Annotated in this window: 16 protein-coding genes; 15 read left to right on the forward strand and 1 reads right to left on the reverse strand. The window is 66.8% G+C overall.

Annotated features, from left to right (window positions below; genetic code table 11):
* Positions 1-100 precede the first annotated feature (100 nt).
* The 10 genes from bcsB to AC1Z32_RS37730 all read left to right on the forward strand — a co-directional run bounded on the left by bcsB (position 101) and on the right by AC1Z32_RS37730 (position 15,514).
* Positions 101-2,362 (forward strand): cellulose biosynthesis cyclic di-GMP-binding regulatory protein BcsB, encoded by a 2,262-nt coding sequence (bcsB, locus tag AC1Z32_RS37685; RefSeq protein WP_483483941.1) that lies wholly within the window; start codon positions 101-103, stop codon positions 2,360-2,362.
* 56 nt (positions 2,363-2,418) lie between these two features.
* Positions 2,419-3,618, forward strand: coding sequence for a cellulose synthase complex periplasmic endoglucanase BcsZ (gene bcsZ, locus AC1Z32_RS37690; RefSeq protein ID WP_483483942.1), 1,200 nt, complete (start codon positions 2,419-2,421; stop codon positions 3,616-3,618).
* A complete protein-coding gene (locus tag AC1Z32_RS37695; protein ID WP_483483943.1) occupies positions 3,615-7,712 on the forward strand; it encodes a cellulose synthase subunit BcsC-related outer membrane protein in 4,098 nt (1,365 codons plus the stop codon). The genes bcsZ and AC1Z32_RS37695 overlap by 4 nt, the downstream gene beginning before the upstream one ends.
* Before the next feature lie 73 nt (positions 7,713-7,785).
* Entirely contained in the window at positions 7,786-9,696 is a 1,911-nt protein-coding gene (gene bcsE, locus AC1Z32_RS37700; protein ID WP_483483944.1) for a cellulose biosynthesis protein BcsE, read from the forward strand.
* Between the two features lie 3 nt (positions 9,697-9,699).
* On the forward strand, positions 9,700-9,939 hold the full coding sequence (locus AC1Z32_RS37705; protein WP_483483945.1) for a hypothetical protein: 240 nt from the start codon (positions 9,700-9,702) through the stop codon (positions 9,937-9,939).
* Positions 9,936-10,703, forward strand: a complete 768-nt coding sequence (bcsQ, locus tag AC1Z32_RS37710) for a cellulose biosynthesis protein BcsQ (protein WP_483483946.1) — start codon at positions 9,936-9,938, stop codon at positions 10,701-10,703. The genes AC1Z32_RS37705 and bcsQ overlap by 4 nt, the downstream gene beginning before the upstream one ends.
* Positions 10,700-13,255 (forward strand): UDP-forming cellulose synthase catalytic subunit, encoded by a 2,556-nt coding sequence (gene bcsA / locus AC1Z32_RS37715; RefSeq protein WP_483483947.1) that lies wholly within the window; start codon positions 10,700-10,702, stop codon positions 13,253-13,255. Before bcsQ ends, bcsA begins: the two co-directional genes overlap by 4 nt.
* Positions 13,256-13,310: 55 nt before the next feature.
* A complete protein-coding gene (bcsG, locus tag AC1Z32_RS37720) occupies positions 13,311-14,876 on the forward strand; it encodes a cellulose biosynthesis protein BcsG (protein ID WP_483483948.1) in 1,566 nt (521 codons plus the stop codon).
* The gene (locus AC1Z32_RS37725; protein ID WP_483483949.1) at positions 14,873-15,130 is read left to right on the forward strand and encodes a hypothetical protein; all 258 of its coding nucleotides are present in this window, start codon (positions 14,873-14,875) and stop codon (positions 15,128-15,130) included. The genes bcsG and AC1Z32_RS37725 overlap by 4 nt, the downstream gene beginning before the upstream one ends.
* A gap of 120 nt (positions 15,131-15,250) precedes the next feature.
* Positions 15,251-15,514 carry a hypothetical protein gene (locus tag AC1Z32_RS37730; RefSeq protein ID WP_483483950.1) on the forward strand — a complete coding sequence of 88 codons (264 nt, stop codon included), beginning with the start codon at positions 15,251-15,253 and terminating at the stop codon, positions 15,512-15,514.
* A gap of 51 nt (positions 15,515-15,565) precedes the next feature.
* On the opposite strand, the gene gcvA is transcribed toward AC1Z32_RS37730, so the two are convergent.
* Positions 15,566-16,453: a transcriptional regulator GcvA gene (gcvA, locus tag AC1Z32_RS37735; protein WP_483483951.1), complete on the reverse strand. Its 888-nt coding sequence runs from the start codon at positions 16,451-16,453 to the stop codon at positions 15,566-15,568.
* A gap of 143 nt (positions 16,454-16,596) precedes the next feature.
* On the opposite strand from gcvA, the gene AC1Z32_RS37740 reads away from it, so the two are divergent.
* From AC1Z32_RS37740 to AC1Z32_RS37760, 5 genes are all read left to right on the forward strand, one after another.
* Positions 16,597-17,445 (forward strand): transketolase, encoded by an 849-nt coding sequence (locus AC1Z32_RS37740; RefSeq protein WP_483483952.1) that lies wholly within the window; start codon positions 16,597-16,599, stop codon positions 17,443-17,445.
* Positions 17,442-18,425 (forward strand): transketolase family protein, encoded by a 984-nt coding sequence (locus tag AC1Z32_RS37745; protein ID WP_483483953.1) that lies wholly within the window; start codon positions 17,442-17,444, stop codon positions 18,423-18,425. The genes AC1Z32_RS37740 and AC1Z32_RS37745 overlap by 4 nt, the downstream gene beginning before the upstream one ends.
* 36 nt (positions 18,426-18,461) lie before the next feature.
* Positions 18,462-19,226, forward strand: a complete 765-nt coding sequence (locus AC1Z32_RS37750) for an SDR family NAD(P)-dependent oxidoreductase (protein ID WP_483483954.1) — start codon at positions 18,462-18,464, stop codon at positions 19,224-19,226.
* A 69-nt stretch (positions 19,227-19,295) separates the two neighbouring features.
* Positions 19,296-20,336 (forward strand): TRAP transporter substrate-binding protein, encoded by a 1,041-nt coding sequence (locus AC1Z32_RS37755; RefSeq protein WP_483483955.1) that lies wholly within the window; start codon positions 19,296-19,298, stop codon positions 20,334-20,336.
* Positions 20,337-20,341: 5 nt separating this feature from the next.
* Complete coding sequence (locus tag AC1Z32_RS37760) at positions 20,342-22,204, forward strand: TRAP transporter large permease (protein WP_483484151.1); 1,863 nt, start codon at positions 20,342-20,344, stop codon at positions 22,202-22,204.
* Positions 22,205-22,225: the final 21 nt, after the last annotated feature.

Raw genomic sequence — 22,225 nt, forward strand, 5'->3', positions numbered from 1 at the left:
GATGCGTGGGGTTGGTAGAAATGGTTACGAATTATGCGACGCTTGCTGCCGTGGTGGTGAGACACGGCACGCGGTCGCAATACTCAAAGAAGGCTTGCCGATGAAAACCGTCGCTTCTCTCTGTCTCTGCCTGGCGACGGCTGTCGGCGCACTGTACGCTGCCGCGTTGCCTGCCGCCACCGCACCTTCGCAAGTGCCCGCTGCAATCGCCGCCAGCGATGCGCAATCGATCCGCGTCCCGTTCTCGGCGCTCGGCGCGTATGAGCCGCTACGGCTGCGCGGTCTCGAGGACGCGCGCTCGGTCGCGCTTGGCGTGCGGCTCGATCGCGTCGTGACCGGCGCGCGTCTGCGTCTGCGCTACACGTATTCGCCCGCGCTCGCATTCGCGCTCTCGCACATCAAAGTGTCGATCAACAACGAAGTGATCGCGACCGTGCCCTTCGACAAGGAGCACGCTGGAACGATGGTCACGCAGGACATCCCCATCGATCCGCATCTGTTCACCGACTACAACCAGTTCGGCCTGCGCTTCATCGGGCATTACACGCTGGAGCATTGCGAGGATCCGGCCAGCAGCGCGCTGTGGGCCGACGTCAGCCCGACGAGCGAATTCATCCTCGACACTGCACCGATCAGACTGCCGAACGATCTCGCGCTCCTTCCCGCGCCGTTCTTCGATGCGCGCGACGTGAACCGCCTCACGCTGCCGTTCGTGCTGCCCGCATCGCCCGACAGCGCGACGCTGAAGAGCGCGGGCGTGCTCGCCTCGTGGCTTGGCGCGCTCGCCGATTATCGTCAGGCACGCTTCCCGGCGCGCACGTCGCTGCCGGCGAACGAACACGCGGCGGTCATCGGCACGCGCGCGCAACTGCCTGCCGAACTGTCGGCGCGCGGCGCGCTGCCGGAGATCGACGGCCCGACGATCTTCGTCACGGACAACCCGGCATCGACAGACCGCAAGCTGCTCGTCGTGACCGGACGCACCGCGGCCGAAGTCGACGACGCGGTGTTCGCGCTGGTGCTCGGCCGCGCGGCGATGTCGGGCGCGTCGGTCAAGGCCGCGCACGTCGACATCGGCAAGCCGCGCGAGCCTTACGACGCGCCGCGCTGGCTGCCCACGGATCGCGCTGTCGCCTTCAGGGATCTCATCGGCGAGCCATCGCAGTTGCAAGTCGCGGGCGGGACACCCGAGCCGATTCGCCTCAACCTGCGCGTGCCCGCAGACCTGTTTGCCTGGAACAGCGCAGGCGTGCCGCTCAACCTGAAGTATCGCTACACCGCGCCGACGGTGCAGAACAACTCCACGCTCGCCGTCGACATCAACGACCAACTGGTGAAATCGTTCCGCCTGCCGGTCGCCCGAACCGACGATAGCCAGGGCCGCTTTCAGTTGCCGCTCCTCTCCGGCCTGAACAGCGGCTCGGCCAGCGCGCTCGACATTCCGGCGTTTCGCGTGGGCAGCTCGAACCAGCTGCAATTGCGCTTCAATCTGGATTCGCAAAAGACCGGGTTGTGCGCGGGCGTGCAGAACAATCCGGCCCGGGCGGCGGTGGACCCGGATTCGACCATCGACTTCTCCGGCTTCGTGCACTACGCGCAGATGCCGAACCTCGCGTTCTTCGCCAACAGCGGCTTTCCGTTCACGCGGGTCGCGGACCTGGCGCAAACGGCCGTCGTGATCCCGGATCATCCGACCGGCGCCGAGCTCGAAACCATGCTGACGATGCTGGGTCACATGGGCCAGTGGACGGGCTTCCCGGCACTGCGGGTGACGATCGCCCGTCCCGCCGACGTCCCGGGCCTCGCGCAGAAGGACCTGCTCGTGATCGGCGGCTCGTCGTCATCGCCGGTGCTTGCGCGCTGGCGCGACGCGCTGCCGCTGTCGATCGGAAGCATCGGCGAGGCCGCCTCGAAGGACGGCATCGCGCGCGCGTCGTTCTCGGTCGGCGAACGCTGGCGCGACGGCAAGCTCGCCACGCACGGCGGCGCATCGCTCGATCAGAGCGGACCGCTCGCCGCGATGATGGGCTTCGAGGCGCCGGGCACGAAGGGCCGCAGCGTTGTCGCGCTCGCGGCGACCGGCGATGATCGCCTAGCCGACCTGCTCGACGTGCTCGAAAGGTCCGATCGCGTTTCGCAGGTGCAAGGCGACGTGTCGCTCGTGCGGCGCGGCGTCGTCGATAGCATGCGCGTTGGCGACACCTATGTCATCGGCTATGTGCCGTGGTACGCGAAGCTGTGGAGCTTTGCAGTGCGGCACCCTGCGCTGCTCGGCGTAGCCGGTGTACTGGCGGGTCTGCTGCTCGCGATCGCCGCATTCACGGCGCTTCAGGAACTGGCCGCGCGCCGCAGGGGTATCTGAGCGATGGCGGGTCTTCTACTCTGCCGCGTGGCGCTCATGGTCGCCGGAGCGCTTGCATGATGGCTTTGGTTTCTGCGCGCGCGCTGTGCGTTGCTTCGTTCGGCTTTGCGTTGAGTGTCACCGGTGCAAAAGCGCTCGCGGCGAGTGTCACGGACGCGCCGCGCATTGGAACGGCGGCCGATAGCCGGCCTGTCTGCGCATCGTCCTGGCTGCGCTGGGAAAACTTCAAGCGCGACTTCATCTCCAAGGACGGCCGCGTGATCGATGTCGGCTCAGCCGATACGCGCACGGTTTCCGAAGGGCAGTCATACGCCCTCCTCTTCGCGCTCGTCGCGAACGACCGCGCAGCCTTCGACACGATCCTGCACTGGACCGAGGACAAGCTCGCGCAAGGCGATCTCACCTCGCACTTGCCCGCCTGGCTGTGGGGCCGCGACGACGCCGGCCAGTTCCGCGTGCTCGATGCCAACGCCGCATCGGACGCGGATCTCTGGATTGCCTACGCACTCCTGGAAGCGGGCCGCGCGTGGGACGAGCGCAGCTACACGGCACGCGGCGCGATGCTCGCGACACGCGTGCTCGACGAGGAAGCGGCCACGCTGCCGGGCCCCGGTCTCACGCTGCTGCCGGGAACGACAGGCTTTCATCCAACCGCCGCCACCTGGCGTATCAACCCGAGCTACGCACCGCTGCAGGTGATACGCGGCATCGGCACACGCCTGCCGGGCGATCTGCGCTGGCCGCGTCTCGCGGCGGCGAGCGCGCGCATGCTGATCGACACCGCGCCGCGCGGCTTCTCGCCCGACTGGGCCGTGTATCGAGCGAATCAGGGCTTCGCGGCCGATCAGGAAACGCAGGCCGAGAGCGCCTACAACGCGATACGCGTCTATCTATGGGCGGGCATGCTCGACGAAGGCGACGCCGCGCGAGCGAAGCTGCTTGAACATTTCGCACCGTTCGCGGCCCATATCGAGCGGCACGGTGCGCCGCCCGAGCGCGTCGATACGCGAACTGGCGAGCCCGGCGAGAACGACGGCAACGCGGGTTTCTCGGCCGCCGCCGTGCCGTTTCTTGCCGCACGCGGCGAGCGCGCGCTCGCGGATGCGCAGGCGGCACGCGCCGCGCGCGAATCGGCGCCGGGTTACTACACGAGCGTGTTGACACTCTTCGGTCTCGGATGGCGCGAGGGCCGCTTTCGATTCGCGCCCGATGGCACGCTGAGGGCCGCCGCATTCGAGTGCGGAGCGGGTCGATGATGCGAGGGCCACGACTGAAGCAAAACGCGATCGGCGCGGCGTTCGCGTCGACGAGCTTCGTCTGCGCGGCGCAGCTGGCCGCGATGTCCGCGCACGCGATGCAGCCGGCCGCGGGCGCCTCGAAGGAAGCATCGTCCGCGTCGAATTCTTCGTCGAAGCACACGGCATGGCCGTCGCAAAACGCAGGCAGTCTTGCTCAGGCGGGCTTCGCTTCACGCCCGGAGGCGCAGGCAACGCAAGCGCTCGCGCCCATGCCGCCCATGGCCGCACGCCTTCATGGCACGGCGCGCGTCTGGTCCAACAAGCATCGCGATGACCTCGCGCTTCAAGCCATCGACAAGGCGCTTTTGATCGCACCGGACGATCCGCGTCTCCTTGCCGAACTCGCGCTCGCGCAATTGCGCCTCGGCAACACGCAAGCTGCCCAGGCGGCGCTCGCGCGCATGAAAGCAGGCGGCGCGGACGGCGCGCTCGTCCAGCAGATCGACGACGAATTTCGCGTTGCCGGAAGCGGACGTCAGGAGATGGCGACCATCCGCCTGCTGTCGCGCAGCGGCCAGACGCAAGAAGCCGTGCGCCGGCTCGTCGCGTTGTTGCCGCATGGCGCGCCGTCGGGGGCGCTTGGCGCCGAGTACTACCAGATCATCGCGGCGTTGCCTGCGCGCCGCAAGGAAGCGCTCGACGCGCTGCATCGCCGCGTCGCCGCCGACCCGGCGGACGTGCACGCCGCCCTCACGCTCGCGCGCCTGCTCAACGCGGACAGCGCGACGCGCGCCGAAGCGAACCGCATCGCATGGAATCTCGCGACGCGCACGGACACCGACCGCAATGCCGCGCTCGACACCTGGCGTCACGTGCTGGAGGCGGCGGGCGCGGACACCGCCTATCTGCCCGCGTTGCGCGCGTACCTTGCGCTCGTGCCCGATGACGCCGAATTCCGCGATCGCGCCGATCAGCTCGACGCGCGCATCGACGCACAGCGCCGGCTCGAACGCGACCCCGACTACATTGCGCGCGAGCGCGGGCTGGCTGCGCTCGCGCGTGGCGACATCGCTGCTGCGGCGCCGCTGCTCGTACGCGCCGCCGCCGCGCGTCCGGACGATGCCCAGGCGCTCGGCGGCCTCGGCCTGCTGCGCATGCGCGAGGGCAAGCGCGATGAAGCACGTCCGCTGTTCGAGCGCGCCGCGGCGCTCGCGCCGGACAATCGCGCGAAGTGGCAGAGCCTCGCACGCACGGCGCAATTCTGGGGCTTGCTCGCCCGGGGCCGCGAGGCAGCCAGTGCGGGCAAGCCGCAGGACGCCGAACGCCTCGCGCGCGAGGCGCTCTCGGTCGAGCCGGCCAGCGCCGACGCGAAGCTCCTGCTCGCCGACGCCCTGCTCGCACAAGGCGACTGGCGCGCCGCCGAGCCCATACTGCGCGCGCAGCTCGCCGGCGGCGAGCCGAGCATCTCGGCGCTGCGCAGCACGCGCACGCTGCTCGAGCGCACCGGACGCGCCGATGAGGTCGAAGCGCTCATCGACGCGCTGCAAAGCCGTTTCACCGCCGCTGACGATCGCCAGAGTCTCGCGCAGATGCGCGCCGACCTCGCCGCGAGCGACGCGCAGCAGCTCGTCGCGCGCGGACAGAACGGCCCGGCGGCACAGAAGTACGAAGCATCGCTGCGCATCGATCCGGACCAGCCGTGGACCCGCTTCGCACTCGCGCGCCTCTATCGGAATCTCGGTCTTCCGCAACTCGGCCGCGCCGTGATGGACGACGGCCTCGCGCGCGCGCCGGGCGCGCAAATGCGCTATGCGAGCGCGCTCTACCGCAATTCGCTCGACGATCTCGCGGGCGCGCAAGCCGCACTTGCTTCCGTGCCCGAGTCCGAGCGCAGCGACGCAATGCGCGCGCTCGCCCGCAACCTGGACGCGCAACAGGCGCTCGCCTCGGCGCGCGCTGCATTGGCAACCGGCGACGCCGCCGCCGCGCGGCAGTCGCTCGAAACCGCGCAAGGGCTGGCGAAAGACGACCCGGACATGCTCGCGTCGATAGGCTCGCTCTACATCGATCAGGGTGAGACGCAACGGGGTCTCGCGCTGCTGACGGACTGGATGGACGCGCATCCGCAGCAAACCGATGCGGACGTGCGGCTGCGCTATGGCGATCTGCTCGGCAGCGCACGGCAGGACGACGCGCTCGCGGCCACGCACGCGGCACTGCGCCGCGATGGCGGGCTCACGCCGCGTCAATCGGAGCGTCTCGAGGATCAGGCGCTGCGCCTCGTGCTGCGTCAGGCCGACGAAGCGATCGACGCCGCGCGCTATGACCGCGCCCGCGCATTGCTCGATACGGTGAGCGAGGCCGGCCGCCGCGACAAGCGCTATGCATTCGAACTGGCCGATCTCGCGCGCGCCCAGGGCCGCTATCGCGAAGCACGCGCCGTGCTTGCGCCGGTGCTCGCCCGCACGCCCGACGATCCCGAAACGCAGCTCGCATTCGCACGCGTGCTCGGCGAAGGCGGCGCGCGCGAGGAAGCCCTTGCCATCGTGCATCGCGTAGCCGACGCCACGCCGCCCGAAGACGTCGATACTCGGTTGTCCGTCGCGCGGCGGCTCGCCGCGCTGCGCCGCCCGCAGGAGGCGAACGGCATCACCCAGGCGCTGCGCGTCGCTTATCCGGCGCGCGCGGACGTCACCGTGCAGGCGGGCCGCGTCGCCGAGGATCTCGGCCAGTACGACGCCGCCGCTTCGCTGTACCGGCTCTCCGTCGAACAGGAGCGCGCGGCGGGCCTCGCTTCGGGAGCGGGCCAGAGTTTCAGCACGCCGGCCGGCGCGATCCGCACGACGCCCGGACGGGCCGCGCTCGACGATCTCGAGCAGCGCCGCAATCCCGAAGTGGAGACGGCGTGGATCCCCGCGTACAAGTCGGGCGATGCGGGCGTGTCCGAATATCACGCCCAGCAGGTGCCGGTGTACGTGCAGATTCCGTATCGCTACGACGGGCATTTCTTCGCGCACGTCGACGCCGTGCATCTCGACGCGGGCACACTCGACACGAGCTGGCTGCCCAACCCGGTGGACCCGCAAGTGCCGCCCAGCGTGCCGTACGCCGTGCAGACGTTCGGCACGACGTCAGGCTTTTACGACGGCAAGCCGGATTCCTACACGAAGCTGCTCAAGTACCTGGATGGCTCGCCGGTCACGCAAGGCGATCTGCATCAGCACGCGAACGGCCTGGGCGGCGGCGTCGGCTACACGTCGGACGCCTGGCGCGCCGACCTCGGCACGACGCCCATCGGTTTTCCGGTGCATTACCTCGTCGGCGGCCTGCGCTACCGGTTCGACGCGGGTCCGGCGAGCCTGTCCGTTTCGGCCTCGCGCCGCGCGGTCACGAGCAGCGAGCTGGCCTATGCCGGTCTCACCGATCCGCTCACGCATACCGTGTGGGGCGGCGTGCGCCGCGATGGCATCGACGTGCACGTGGGCGCGGACATCGGCCAGGTGAGCACCTTCGCGGATCTCGGCGTGGGCGAGCTGACGGGGCGCAACGTCGCGAGCAACCAGGAATTCATCCTCAGGACCGGCTTCAACGTGCCGATATACAAGCAGGCGACGATGCGCGTGCTGACCGGTCTCGTCGGCAACGCCTGGCACTACACGGACAATCTGCGCTACTACACCTACGGGCAAGGCGGTTACTACAGCCCGCAGCGCTATCTCTCGCTCGGCGTGCCGGTGGAGTGGATCGGGCGGCGCAACGGCTTCACGTGGGACGTGACCGCCACGGTCGGCGTATCGAACTCCTACGAGAAGGACTCCCCGTATTTTCCGATCGGCCTGCCGTCGGTGGCGGGGCTTGCGCCGCTCGCGGATCAGTCGAGCAACGTCTTCAGCGGCAGTTCGACACGCGGCCTCAGCTTCTCGTACGGATTCGCCGCCATCGTGCAGTACCGCGTGAATCCCTATTTCGTCGTGGGCGCGCGCCTGAACATCGACCACTCGCATGACTATGCGCCGAGTTCCGGGATGATCTACGCACGCATCGCGTTCTCCGCGCGCAAGGACGATTACCGCATCAGCCCGACGCCGGTGCGTCTCTATTCGAGTTATTGAACGGACGCCAGGACATGCTTCGGACAACGCCTGCGCGCGAGACGCGCCATCGATTGCAGGAACGGATTTCAGCGTGAGCAACGACTCCAACCGACCCGGCGGCGCATCGCGCGCCGCGCCTTCACGATCCGCGCCGGACGTGCTGACCGCACTCTTTCGCTTCGTCCGCGCGCGCGCCGCGCGTGGCAGGCGCCCGACCGGCCGTCTCGCCGTCGATGCGCTGCCCGTCGATCTCACGACGCTCATGCCAGGGGCGCTCTATGCGGTGCACGTCGCGCCGCGCTCGCCGGAATGCGATGCGCTCATCTGGGCCAGCGCACGCGCGGCAAACACACGTCACGTGACCGTGGTGCTCGCGCGCGAGCGCGCGCAGGCCGCCGTGCGCCTGCGCGAACTGGGCTTCTCCGGCACGACCGCGGCTGGCTGGCCGCGCCGCCTGAACGTGCTCGCAATGCCAGAGGAAACCGGCGCGAAAGACGCGCAGCCGCCCGCGCTCGCGCGTCTCTTCGGCGGGCTGCGCGCGCTCAAGCGCTTTGGCTTTCGCTCGAATGCGCTCTATCTCGTCGAAGGCGCCGAGCGCTGGTTTACGTGGGGCGATCCCGCCGCGCTCGCGCGCGAGGGGCGGCTGCTCGCGAGCTGGTGCGAAGCGCGCGGCATCACGATGGTGTTGCTGCTCGGCCCGCACGCCGGCGCGAGCGAGACCGGCATCGACGAATCCTTTGGCCGGGACGATACGGTCGCCTCCGCCGGGCACGGTGAGCTCAATGGCGCGTGTTCCGGCGTCGCGCGTATCAGGCGCACGCACGGCGAGCTGCTCTGGCAGGTGGACTTCTGGCGCACGGGCACGGCGCTCATGACCGGCGATGTGCGCCCGCTGCGCTTCACCGACGATGGCCGCCTGACCGTCGCGCCGCACGAGCAACGGTCCAACGCGCAACATGCGGCGCGTATCGCGTACGACGAGCAGCGCGTGGTCGTGAGCCGCGCGGTGGTCGGCGACGAGCCGTGGGTGCCGCGCGAGTGGGAAGTGCTCGACGATCGCGACGCGGTGGTCGCGGCATGCGAGCTTGCGCGCGGCGCAACGGTCGTGCTGGCGCATCGCGATGGCACACAACTGGAAGCGCTGTGCGCCGCCGTGCACCTGTTGAGACGCAGGTGCGGCCGGGCGCTCAAGATCGCGGTGGTCGAACGCGGCGAAGTGCTTCGGCACCAGTACGAACTGCTCATGTTGAGCCTCGGCGCCAACCTCGTGATCGGACGCGACGTGCCGTTCTCGCGCATCGAATCGCTGCTGCAGTCGCTGCAAGGCCAGTTGTATACGCGGCCGCTGATGCCCGATTATCGGACCGCGCTCGCCGCATCGCTCGCCGAGGCCGCGACGGGTTATCTGAGCGTCGGCGCGTTCTGCGCGCATGCGAACGGCGCCTTCGAGCGCGGCGCGATGCTGCGCCTGCCGCATGTGCTCGTCAAGCTGACGTTGCCGGCCATGCTCGCGCACGTCGACGCCCTCGCCCAATGCCAACCGCGCCGCGCGGGCGATGTCTTTACGGCCGATGCAGCCCATCTTTACGTGTTTCTGTTCGCCTGCCGTCTCGCCGATGCCGAGGCCGCGCTCGCACGCATCCTGAACGGCTCCGCGACGCGCATCGCTACAGAGGTCGCATATCTGGCGAACGAGGATATCGCGGCGGAGCTGAAGGTGCTCGAGGCATCCAACCGGCGCTCGTCCGCCGCCGACTACAGCGATCTTTTCACGGCGCGCACGCCAGCCTCGCCGGATCTGGCCGCTGCGTCAGCCGAAACGCAGAGTCGACCGCAAGCCGAGCGCGAGCCCGAATCCGTGCGCCGCGCGCGCGGCGAACTCCACGCGCTCGAACAGGTTTTGCAGGCAGAGGCATCGAGGGTCGCGCCAGGCGATGCCCCTTCGCACGCCGCGCGCCGTGCCGTGCCCGCGCGCATGCCGCTCGCCGCTTCGAGGAGATGAATCATGGACATTCTGCTGATTTCCGTTCTGCTCGGCGCTCTGGCCGGCGTGCCCGCGTGGATCATCTGGCAGCGCGGCGGCGCGCGGCGCGGCATGGCCGCCGCGCGCGACTTCGATGTGCGCGACGCGGTGCCGTGCCGCATCGAAGCCGTCGCGCTCAACACGCGGCTCGTGCCGGAAGCGGATGCGCCGCCCTCGGCATCGGCCTCGACCGATTCCTCGCAAGCGGAAGCCCGCTCATGAAAACCATCGCAATCGTTTCGACGGCGGGCGGCGCGGGCCGCACGATGCTTGCCGCGTCGCTCGCGGTGCTGCTCGCGCGCCTCGGACGCGAGGTGGTCGCGCTCGACTTCGATCCACAGAACATCCTCGGCACCTGGCTCGGTCTGGATACGCTCGCAAGCGAAGGCATTGCGCAGGCGCTGACCGACGCGTCGCACGTCTGGCATGAGCACACCTGGCGCAACGACGAAGGCGTGCTCTTCGTGCCGCATGGACAACTCACGCTTGCCGAGGCCGCCGCGTGCAGTGCGCGCCTCGCCGCGAATCCTCACTGGCTCGCGCGCGCGATCGGCGAGATAGGGCTCGCGGATACGGGTGTCGTGCTGATCGACACGCCGCGCTATCCGTCGCCGCAGGCCGATCACGCCGCGCGCGCGGCCGATCTCGTGCTGTGCGTGTGCCCGCCCGAGCCCGCCGCGTGTGCGACGTTCGTCGCGCAGCTTCCAGCGCTGCGTGCGTCGTGCGCCGATGTGCGGCTCGTCGTGAACCGGCTGAATCCTGCGCGCGAAATGCAGCGCGACGTTCTCGCGATGCTGCGCGTCGCTGCCGGCGGCGCGCCCGTCGCCCAGCGCATCCATCTGGACGCGGCGATGCCGGAATCCCTGGCGCGCGGCGGCTGGCTGTTCGACGAAGCGCCGCACTCGCAGGCCTCGCACGACCTGCACGGGCTCGCGCAACACGTCGATGCATGGCTGCCCGCGCACACCGCGAGAGCGCCGTCATGACGCACGAGAACCGCAGTCGGCCGCGCGCGGACCGCCCGCGATTTCGCGAGCGCGCCATCGGCTGGATCGCGCGCGGCCTCAGCCTGCCCGACGAGCGCTCGCCGCTCGACTGGTGCGTGCGGCTCTTCTTCAAGCCGCCGCGCGCGGGCCGGCGCGATATCGCCCGGGCGCTGCTGCGCGCCTTCGTGCTGCGCTGGGCGGCGGAATGGGGCGTCATCGACGTGCACAGCCCGCTCGAATGGCTGCTGCGCGCTTTCGTGCGGCCGCCGCGAGCCGATGCCAATGCCAGGAGCATCTCGGCGCGCGTGCACGCCGTATTGAACTTCGTCGGGCGCATCCTCACGCCGGCGATGGTCGCGATCCGCTGGTGCCGGCGGCGCGTCGCCGCCGTGCTCGACGCATTGCCCTGGACGCGTTGGGGCGAAGGACTCGAAGGCGGCGCGCGGCGCATCGGCCGCGCACGCCTGCTGCTGCCGGTGTTTGTCGGCATAGGCGCGCTGCTCTGGATGTTCGTCGGCACGTCGCCGCTCGCCGCCGGCGGCCAGTTCGTGTTCTTCGCCGTGCTGACGGTCTTCGCGCTCGCGATCCGCCGTCTGCCGGGCCGCCTGCCGGTGCTGATGCTCGCCTCGCTCGCGCTGCTCGTGATGGCGCGCTACGTCTGGTGGCGCACGACGCAGACGCTCACCTTCCGCACGCCGGGCGAGGCCATCGTTGGTTATGTGCTGTTCGGCGCGGAGGCCTATACCTGGATGATCCTGCTGTTCGGCTTCGTGCAGACCGCGTGGCCGCTCGAGCGCGCGGTCTCGCGCCTGCCCGACGATCCCGCCGACTGGCCGAGCGTCGATGTCTACATTCCGACCTACAACGAGCCGCTCAGCGTCGTGAGGCCGACGCTCTTCGCCGCGCAGGGCATCGACTGGCCGGCCCACAAGCTGCGCGTCTATCTGCTCGACGACGGTCATCGCCCGGAGTTCGAGGCGCTCGCGCGCGAGGCGGGCATCGGCTACATCACGCGCGACGACAACCTGCACGCGAAGGCGGGCAACATCAACCGCGCGCTCGCGAAGACTGAGGGCGAGTACATTGCGATCTTCGACTGCGATCACGTTCCGACGCGCTCCTTCCTGCAAGCGACGATGGGCACGTTCTTCGCCGATCCGAAATGCGCGATGGTGCAGACGCCGCATCACTTCTTCTCGCCCGATCCGTTCGAGCGCAATCTCGGCACATTCCGCCGCGTGCCGAACGAAGGCAACCTGTTCTACGGGCTCGTGCAGGCCGGCAACGACCTGTGGAACGCCACGTTCTTCTGCGGCTCTTGCGCGGTCATCAAGCGCGCGCCGCTGGAGGAAGTCGGCGGCATCGCCGTGGAGACCGTGACCGAGGACGCCCACACGGCGCTGAAGCTGCACCGGCGCGGCTATACCACCGCCTATCTGCCGACGGTGCAGGCCGCGGGCCTCGCCACCGAAAGCCTCGCGAGCCACATCAAGCAGCGCACGCGCTGGGCGCGCGGCATGGCGCAAATTTTCCGCATCGACAATCCGTTTCTCGGACGCGGACTCGGCTTCTTTCAGCGCCTGTGCTACGGCAACGCGATGCTGCACTTCTTCTATGGCATCCCGCGCCTCGTGTTCCTGACGATGCCGATGTGGTACCTCTTCTTCGGGATGTACTTCATCAACGCGGCCGCGACGACCATCGCGAGCTTCGTGCTGCCGTACATCGTCATCGCCAACGTGGCGAACTCGCGCATGCAGGGCAGGTACCGCCATTCATTCTGGGCGGAGGTGTACGAGTCGGTGCTCGCCTGGTATATCGCGCTGCCCACGACCATCGCGTTTTTCAGCCCGAAGCACGGCAAGTTCAACGTGACGGACAAGGGCGGGCGCATCGAAGAGACCTATATCGACTGGGTGATGAGCAAGCCCTATCTCGTGTTGCTCGGCGTGAATGCGCTCGCGATGGCAGTCGGTCTCTACCGCCTCGCGGCCGACGCGGGCGACGAAGGGCCGACCATCCTGATGAACGTGTTCTGGACCACCTACAACCTGGTCATGCTCGGCTCGGCGATGAGCGTCGCGCGCGAGGCGAGGCAGGTACGCGTCACGCACCGCATCGCCATGCGCATGCCGGCGATGCTCGTGCTCCACGACGGCAGCACGGCCGCATGCACCACGAGCGACTATTCGACGGGAGGCCTCGGCCTGATCGTGGATGCAGAGTTGCCGCTGGAACCGGGCGACACGCTCGGCGTGATCGTGAGCCGGGGCGAGCGGCAATTCCACTTCCCCGTGCGCGTGACGCGTCTCGCGGGCTCGCATCTGGGCGTGCGCTTCGATGCCCTGAGTCTCGATGACGAGCGCCGCCTCGTGCAATGCACGTTCGGGCGCGCCGACGCATGGCTCGACTGGGACGAGCGCACCGACGAGGACGCGCCGCTCAAAGGCCTGAAGGACGTGCTGTCGATGGGTATCGAAGGCTATGTGCGGCTGTTCGATGGCGTGCGCCGCGCGCTCGTCGCAAAACTCGCGCTGGACCGTACGCCATGAAGATATACCGCGTGCCGGACAACCCGATGCATAAAAGCGCAAAAGAGATTCGAAGATGACGTTCTGGAACCTGTATTTCATCATCAAGCTGGCTCTGTTTTCCACGGGTCATCTCACGCCTTTGTGGCTTGCCAACATAGGGTTCGCCGCCGCGCTCGCGGCGAGTTCGCCGCTGCGCTCGCGCGTCTTGCGTGCCATGCGGCTTCTGGCGGGTCTCGTCATCGGTTTGCCGCTCATGTACCGCGAGGCAAACGTGCCGCCGTTCGCGCGCATCGTCGAGGAGTTCGGCAACCTCAGAACCTTCAGCTTCGGCTACTGGCTGGAACTGCTCCCGCGCTTCCTTCCGCCGATGCTGGTCGTCATCGCGCTGGGCGGACTCGTGACGTATCTCATCGTCAACCGCTGGCTGCGCGTTGCGACCTTCGTGATGATCGCGCTCATCGCACTGCCCGTGTGGCAGGGCGCAAGCACCGTCCTCGCGGGCATGCATGCGAACCCGCAGGCCGCATCGGCCGCTCCGGCCGCTCCGGCGAGCGGACCAGCCGCGGGCCGCTCCGATTACGACGCCACCCTCGCCGCGTTCCGTGCGGCCGAGCCGCAACGTCAGGTCGCGTTCGGCCATCTGGCCGGCGATTCGCAGGCGCAATTCGACGTGATCGTGCTGCATATCTGCTCGCTTTCGTGGGATGACCTCGATGTCGCGAAGGCGCGCAATCACCCGATGCTGTCGCACTTCGACTATCTCTTCACGAACTTCAGCACGGCGGCCAGCTATAGCGGGCCGGCGGCGATCCGCGTGCTGCGCGCATCGTGCGGCCAGCAGGCGCACACGGACCTGTACAAGGACTCACCCGCGCAGTGCCATCTGATGGCGGACCTCGCCCAGGCCGGGTACACGCCGCAGGTCACGTTCAATCATGACGGCCACTTCGACAACTTCACGCAGATCGTGAAGGACAATCTCGGGGTGCCCAATGTGCCGTTCATCCCGAACACGGCCGCACCCGTCGCGATGCACGCATTCGACGGCTCGGCGATCATGGACGACTACGGGACGCTTTCGAACTGGTATGCGCAGCGCGCGAAGGTGCCGGGACCGGTCGCGCTGTACTACAACACCATCAGTCTGCACGACGGCAATCGCCTGCCCAATAGCAAGCTGTCGAGCATCGATTCATACCCGATCCGCGTGAACAAACTGATGAGCGACTTCGACCGCTTCGCGGACTTGATCCAGCAATCGGGCCGGCGCGCGGTGATCGTGTTCGTGCCGGAGCATGGCGCTGCGCTGCGCGGCGATGACAACCAGATTGCGGGCCTGCGCGAGATTCCGACGCCGAGCGTCGTGCATGGGCCGGTTGGCGTGCGCCTCGTGGGCTTCAATGGCGATCATGGACCGGCGACGGTCATCGATCGGCCAACGAGCTTCCTTGCGGTCGCACAACTGGTGTCGAACCTGGTATCGAACAGCCCGTTCAAGCCGGGCGTGACGCTCGCGCAGTATGCGGCCGACTTGCCCGAAACGCCGATGATCGGCGAGAACGAAGGAACGGTCACGATGAAAACGGCGACTGGTTATGTCGTGAAGACGCCGGATGGCGTATGGGTGAATCAGAAATGAGCAGGGAAACCAGCGCACAAAGCCCCTCGAAGCAAGCGCGTGGCGGGCATGACGTCGACGCGCTCGCTCGACGGGTGAGCGGTTTGGATGCAAAGCGCTATTTCGATGCCCAGGCGCAGATCGAATATCTCGGCGCGCTTGGCCGCTGGCCGGTTCTCGCGCGGTTGATGAAGCTGGCGCAAGCGTCACCGGAGCAACAAGCGCCCGTCGCGCCCGAGACCAAAGACGGACACGCGGATCGAATGCTGCGTTGATCGGCGAATAGAACCGAATCCGCTCGAATATACTGTTTGAGTATTTCAGGGATTAAAGCGATCGTTCGCTTTTGCGAACCGTTTCCGACATGCAGTTCGCTCACCGCGCGAGGAGACCGCATGACAGCCCATGACTTCTCCCAGTTTTCCTGGGACGAACAGGAAGACGTCAAAGCCGTGCTTGCAGACCGGGGACTCGAACTGCGTGATTTTCAGATCACGGACGATGTCGATGTTCCGGCGAACAACAAAACCGGCGCCACGCGGCGAATCTCCGTCACGCGAATCACCAACGGCAAGAAGGCGATCTACGACACGGATCACTTTGCCACCTGGCTCACCGATTTCTCCGAAGCTCTGGAAGCGGGCGAATTCGACGACTGAGCGAAAGCGCCTTGCCACGCGTCACGGCGCCGTCATCGATGGCACGAGCGATCAGCCCAGTTCCTCGAAAAGCCAGTCCTGAAAGCTCTTCACCTTCGGCAGATCCACCGATGACTTGAGCAGGTTCAGCGTATAACCGTTCACGCTCAGACCGTCGAAGCCGAACGGCGCGATGAGCTTTCCCGCATCGAGCTCGCGCTGCACGAGCAGCAGACTTTCCAGACACACGCCGACGCCGTCGGCGGCCGCGCTGATCGCCATGAACGAGCGATCGAAGCGCGGCCCGCGCGAAATATCGAGCGGCGTCTTTCGATGCATGCGCATCCAGTCGCGCCATCCGACGAGGCAATTCTCGCTGTGAATCAGCGTGTGATGCTTGAGATCCGCCACCGTGCGAATCGGGTGCGCCCCTTCCATCAGTTTCGGCGAACACAGCGGCACGATGGTCTCCGATGGCAAGTCGAGCACCAGCGTGCCCGCCGGCTGCAGCTTGCGCGCGCCGTAACGCAAATCGACGTCCACGGATGCGCGCGTCAGATCGACAGGATCGTTCGACGCATGCAGCCGCAAATCGATATCCGGATGCCGCGACGAGAAGCGCGCGAGCCGAGGCATGAGCCATTGCGTGGCGAAGCTCGGCGTCGAATGCACGGTCAGGATGTCGCTCTTCGCCACGCGCCCGATGTCGCGCGTGGCTTTCTCGATGCGCGCGAACGCCGCGCCGATCTCTTCCGCGTAGTGCCGGCCGCTGTCCGTCAGGATCACCGCGCGATGCACGCGATGAAAGAGCCGCACGCTCAATTGCTCTTCCAGCAGCTTGATCTGATGGCTCACCGCCGAAGGCGTCACGAACAGTTCATCTGCTGCAAGTGCGAAAGACGACAGTCTCGCCGCAGCCTCGAATGCCTGTATCGACTTGAGCGTCACGCGATTGTGCATTGCAGTGTTCGGATGAATTCAATTCAACGATAAGCCACTTTAATTCGTTTGAGCGCGACTGTCCAAATCAATACGCTTATACGTACTCGCTGGCCACCCGATTCGAGGGAATACCCGGAGTCGCATGGGCCGCTAATAAAACGATGGAGACAGGACGCGTGAACAACGACATCGCGCAACTCGCGGAGCATGCGTATCGCATTCGCCGCAACGCGCTTCTCATGGGCGAAGTGCAAGGCCAGGGCTACATCGGCCAGGCACTCGACATCGCCGATGTACTGGCCGTCGCGTATTTCGGCGCGATGAATCATCGTCCGGACGATCCCGCATGGGAAGCGCGCGACCGCTTTCTGCTGTCCAACGGTCATTACGCGATCGCGCTCTATGCCGCGCTGTTCGAAGCGGGCGTGCTGCCCGAAGACGAGCTCGACACCTACGGCAGCGACGACAGCCGCCTGCCGATGTCCGGGATGGCGAGCTACACGCCCGGCATGGAAATGTCCGGCGGCTCGCTCGGGCAAGGCTTGACGATCGCTGTCGGACGATGCCTGGGCCTGAAGCGCAAAGGCTCGGCATCCTTCGTCTATACGCTCTTCTCGGATGGCGAGCTCGACGAAGGCGCGATCTGGGAAGGCCTGATGTCCGCCGCGCACTGGAAGCTCGACAACCTCATCGCCATCGTCGATGTGAACAATCAGCAGGCCGATGGCCCATCGACGCAGATCATGGCGTTCGAGCCGCTCGTCGAGAAGCTCGAAGCGTTCGGGTGGTACACGCAGCGCATCGACGGCAACGACATCCGCGCCGTGAAGCAGGCCTTCGACAACGCGCGCAATTTGAAGGACGCGAAGCCGCGCATCATCGTGTGCGACACGAAGATGGGCTGCGGCGTGCCGTTCCTCGAACAGCGCGAAAAGAATCACTTCATTCGTGTCGATGCGCACGAATGGAAGCTCGCGCTCGACGCACTCGAACAAGGACGACAGGCATGAGCACGCGACTGAAAACCTCCGCGATGATCGCGTCGATCGCGGGCGAAGGACAAGTCACGCGATCCGCGCCTTTCGGCCACGCACTCGTCGAACTCGCGCGCACGAATGCGAACATCGTCGGCATGACCGCCGACCTCGGCAAATATACGGACCTGCATGTCTTCGCGCAGGAATTTCCTGAGCGCTATTACCAGATGGGCATGGCCGAGCAATTGCTGATGGGCGCGGCGGCCGGCATGGCGCACGAAGGCGCGCAGCCGTTCGTCACGACCTATGCCGTGTTCGCGACACGCCGCGCCTACGACTTCATCCACCAGACGATCGCGGAAGACAATCTCGACGTGAAGATCGTCGCCGCGCTGCCGGGACTCACGACCGGCTACGGTCCGAGCCATCAGGCCGCCGAGGACCTCGCGCTGATGCGCGCGATGCCCAACATGACGGTCATCGATCCGTGCGATGCGCTCGACATCGAGCAGATGGTGCCGGCCATCGCCGCGCACAAAGGCCCCGTGTACGCGCGCCTCTTGCGCGGCAACGTGCCCGCCGTGCTCGACGAATACGGCTATCGGTTCGAGCTCGGCAAGGCGAAGCTTTTACGTGACGGCAACGACGTGCTGCTGATCTCGACCGGCATCATGACGATGCGCTCGCTCGAGACGGCGAAGGCCTTGCAGCAGGACAACGTCGACGTCGCCGTGCTCCATGTGCCGACGATCAAGCCGCTCGACACCGCGACCATCCTGCGCGAGGCGAAGCGCACGGGCCGCATGGTCGTCGTCGCGGAAAACCATACGCTGATCGGCGGTCTTGGCGAAGCCGTCGCGCGCACGCTGCTCGGCGCGGGCGTCACGCCCGCCTTCCGCCAGATCGCCCTGCCCGATGCGTTTCTCGACGCCGGCGCCCTACCCACGCTGCACGATCGCTACGGCATTTCCACCGAAGCGATGTGCAACACCATCAAAGGCTGGCTCGGCTAAGCCTTCATCAACCACGAACATTTGGAGAATCAAATCATGTCAGAGTCGCGTCTTCTCGAAGGCAAGGTCGCCGTCATCTCGGGAGCGGCATCGCCGCGCGGGATCGGCATGGCGACGGCGCGCATGTTCGCGAAGCACGGCGCGAAGGTCGCCATTCTCGATCTCGATGAAGCCGCCGCGCGCGAAGCGGCCGGCAGCATCGGGCCGGAGCATCGCGGCTATGTGTGCGACGTGACCGACCGCGCCGCGTGCGCCGCCGCCGTGGATCGCATCGTCACGGACTTCGGCGCCATCGACATTCTCATCAACAACGCGGGCATCACGCAGGCCGCGAAGCTCCTCGACATCGATCCGAAAAGCTGGGACCGCATTCTCGACGTGAACCTGCGCGGCGTGCTGTATCTGTCGCAAGCGGTGGTGCCGGTGATGAAGCGCAACGGCGGCGGTTCGATCGGCTGTATGTCGTCGGTATCGGCGCAACGCGGCGGCGGCATTCTCGGCGGCCCGCACTATTCCGCCGCCAAGGCGGGCGTGCTCGGTCTCGCCAAGGCGATGGCGCGCGAGTTCGGCGTCGACGGCATTCGCGTGAATTGCGTGACGCCCGGCCTCATTCAGACCGATATCAACGCGGGCAAGATCAGCGACGAAAAGCGTGTCGAGATTCTCGCGGGCATTCCGCTGAATCGCCTCGGCGTGCCCGATGACGTCGCGGGCGCGTTCCTGTTTCTCTCGTCGCCGATTTCCTCGTACATCACCGGCGCGGTCATCGACGTGAACGGAGGCATGCTGATTCACGGCTAAAACGGCTGAAGCACGCGGCTTCGAATAACAACACTTATATCGACATCATCAGGTTTGGAGGAGCACACCATGACCACTCGCACGAAAGAAAGCGGCATCGACCGGCGCACGTTCCTGAAGGCGGGCGCGAGCATCGCCGCGGCCGCGCCGCTCTTTGCCATCACGACGCGCCGCGCATCGGCGGCGGAGTTCTCGTACAAGCTCGCGACGGGTCAGGACCCGACGCATCCCGTGAACATTCGCGGGCAGCAGGCCTGCGACAAGATTCGCGAAGCCACCGGAGGCAGGCTCGACATCAAGCTCTTCCCCGCCAACCAGCTCGGTTCCGATACCGATCTGCTCTCGCAAGTGCGCAGCGGCGGCGTCGAGTTCTTCAACCTGGCATCGTCGATTCTCGCGACATTGACGCCCGCAGCGGGCATCGTCAACACGGGCTTCGCGTTCCCCGACTACGACGCCGTCTGGAAAGCGATGGACGGCGATCTCGGCGGCTATGTCCGCCAGCAGATCGAGAAGTCGGGGATCATCGCCGTGTCGAAGCCGTGGGACAACGGCTTCCGTCAAGTGAGTTCGTCGACGCGCGTCGTGAAGACGCCCGCCGATCTGAAGGGCTTCAAGATTCGCGTGCCGCAGGCGCCGATGCTCACCTCGCTGTTCAAGTCGCTCGATGCCGGTCCCGCGCCCATCAACTTCAACGAGCTGTATTCCGCGTTGCAGACGGGCGTGGTCGAAGGTCAGGAAAACCCGTTGCCGATCATCGCGACGGCGAAGCTCTATGAAGTGCAGAAGTCCATCAGCCTCACGTCGCACGTGTGGGACGCGTACTGGATTCTCGGCAATCGCCGCGCGTGGGAGAAGCTGCCCGCCGACATGCGCGCCATCGTCACGCGTGAATTCGAAGCGGCCGGCATGAACCAGCGCGCCGACATCGCGAAGCTCAATTCGAGCCTGCGCAACGATCTGAAGGCGAAGGGCATCAACATCGTCGAGGTGGATCGTGAAGCGTTCCGCGGCGCGTTGAAGAAAACGAGCTTCTATAGCGACTGGAAATCGAAGTACGGCGAGCAAGGCTGGGGCGTGCTCGAAAAATACACCGGCAAACTGGTATGACGACCATGCAGACGGTTCCTCTTCCGCATCCGGCGCCGCATCGCGGTATCGCCGCGAAACTCGATTCCGTGCTCGGCCATATCGTCGAGATTCCGGCCGCGCTGCTGGTCGTGGCCGAGATCGTCGTGCTGCTGGCGGGCGTGACGAGCCGCTATGCGCTGCACACGCCGCTCGTCTGGTCCGACGAGCTCGCGTCGATGCTGTTCCTCTGGCTCGCGATGCTCGGCGCGGTCGTCGCGTTGCGCCGCGGCGAGCACATGCGGATGACGGCGCTCGTCGGCATGGCGTCGCCGGGCGTGCGCGCGTTTCTCGATGTCGTCGCGATCGCCGCGCCGCTCGCGTTCCTGGCGATGGTGATCGGCCCCGCCCTCGACTTCGCCCAGGACGAAGCGTTCATCACGACGCCCGCGCTCGACATCCCCAACTCGTGGCGCGCGGCTGCGTTGCCGATCGGCTCGGGCCTGATGCTGCTCGTCGCGTGCCTGCGGCTCGCACGCGTCGGCGACTGGAAGCTCGTGCTCGGCGCGCTCGCCGCGGTCGCGGCCATCGCGGGCGCATTCTATGCGGCGAGTCCCGTGCTGAAGGATCTCGGCAATCTGAACCTGCTGATCTTCTTCGTCGGGCTCGTCGCGTTGTGCGTGCTCTCGGGCGTGCCCATCGCGTTTTCGTTCGGCCTCGCGACCTTCGGCTATCTCGCGCTGACGACGAGCACGCCGCTCGTCGTCGTGGTCGGGCGCATGGACGAAGGCATGTCGCATCTGATTCTCCTGTCCGTGCCGCTCTTCGTGTTCCTCGGGCAACTGATCGAGATGACCGGCATGGCCGCCGCGATGATCGCGTTCCTCGCGAGCCTGCTCGGGCACGTGCGCGGCGGCTTGTCGTACGTGCTCGTCGGCGCGATGTATCTCGTGTCCGGCATCTCCGGTTCGAAAGCCGCCGACATGGCCGCCGTCGCGCCTGTGCTGTTTCCCGAGATGAAAGCGCGCGGCGCGAAACCCGGCGATCTCGTCGCGCTGCTCGCGGCGACGGGCGCGCAGACGGAAACCATTCCGCCGAGTCTCGTGCTCATCACGCTCGGCTCGGTGACGGGGGTGTCGATTTCCGCGCTGTTCACGGGCGGCATGCTGCCGGGCATCGTGCTCGCGATCACGTTGTGCGCGGTCGTGTGGTGGCGTTATCGCGTGGACGATCTGTCGAATGTGAAGCGTGCGTCGCGCGGCGAGATTCTTCGCAAGCTCGCCATCGCCCTGCCCGCGCTCGCGTTGCCGTTCGTGATTCGCGCGGCCGTGGTCGAAGGCATCGCGACGGCGACGGAAGTATCGACCATCGGCATCGCGTATGCGGTTCTCGCGGGATTGCTGATCTATCGCCGCTTCGAATGGGCGCGTCTCAAGCCGATGCTGATCGATACCGCCGCGCTGTCCGGCGCGATCCTGCTCATCATCGGCGCGGCGACGAGCATGGCGTGGGCGCTCACGCAATCGGGCTTCTCGGGCCAGCTCGCGCGTGCGATGGCCGCGCTGCCCGGCGGCGGGTGGATGTTCATGGCGGCCTCGATCCTCGTGTTCATCGTGCTCGGCAGCGTGCTCGAAGGCATTCCCGCTATCGTGCTGTTCGGTCCGCTGATGTTCCCGATCGCCCGGCAAATGGGCATCAACGACGTGCACTACGCGATGGTCGTGATCCTTTCGATGGGCGTGGGCCTGTTCGCGCCGCCCTTTGGCGTCGGCTACTACTCGGCGTGCGCGGTGAGCCGCATTCATCCCGACGAAGGCATGAAGCCGATCATCGGCTATATCGCGGCGTTGATCGTCGGCCTGATTCTCGTCGCCGCCATTCCGTGGATTTCCACGGGCTTCCTCAAGTAATTCCCTTTCGAACCTCGTTGA

It is taken from the genome of Caballeronia sp. 11_S32, assembly GCF_056930355.1.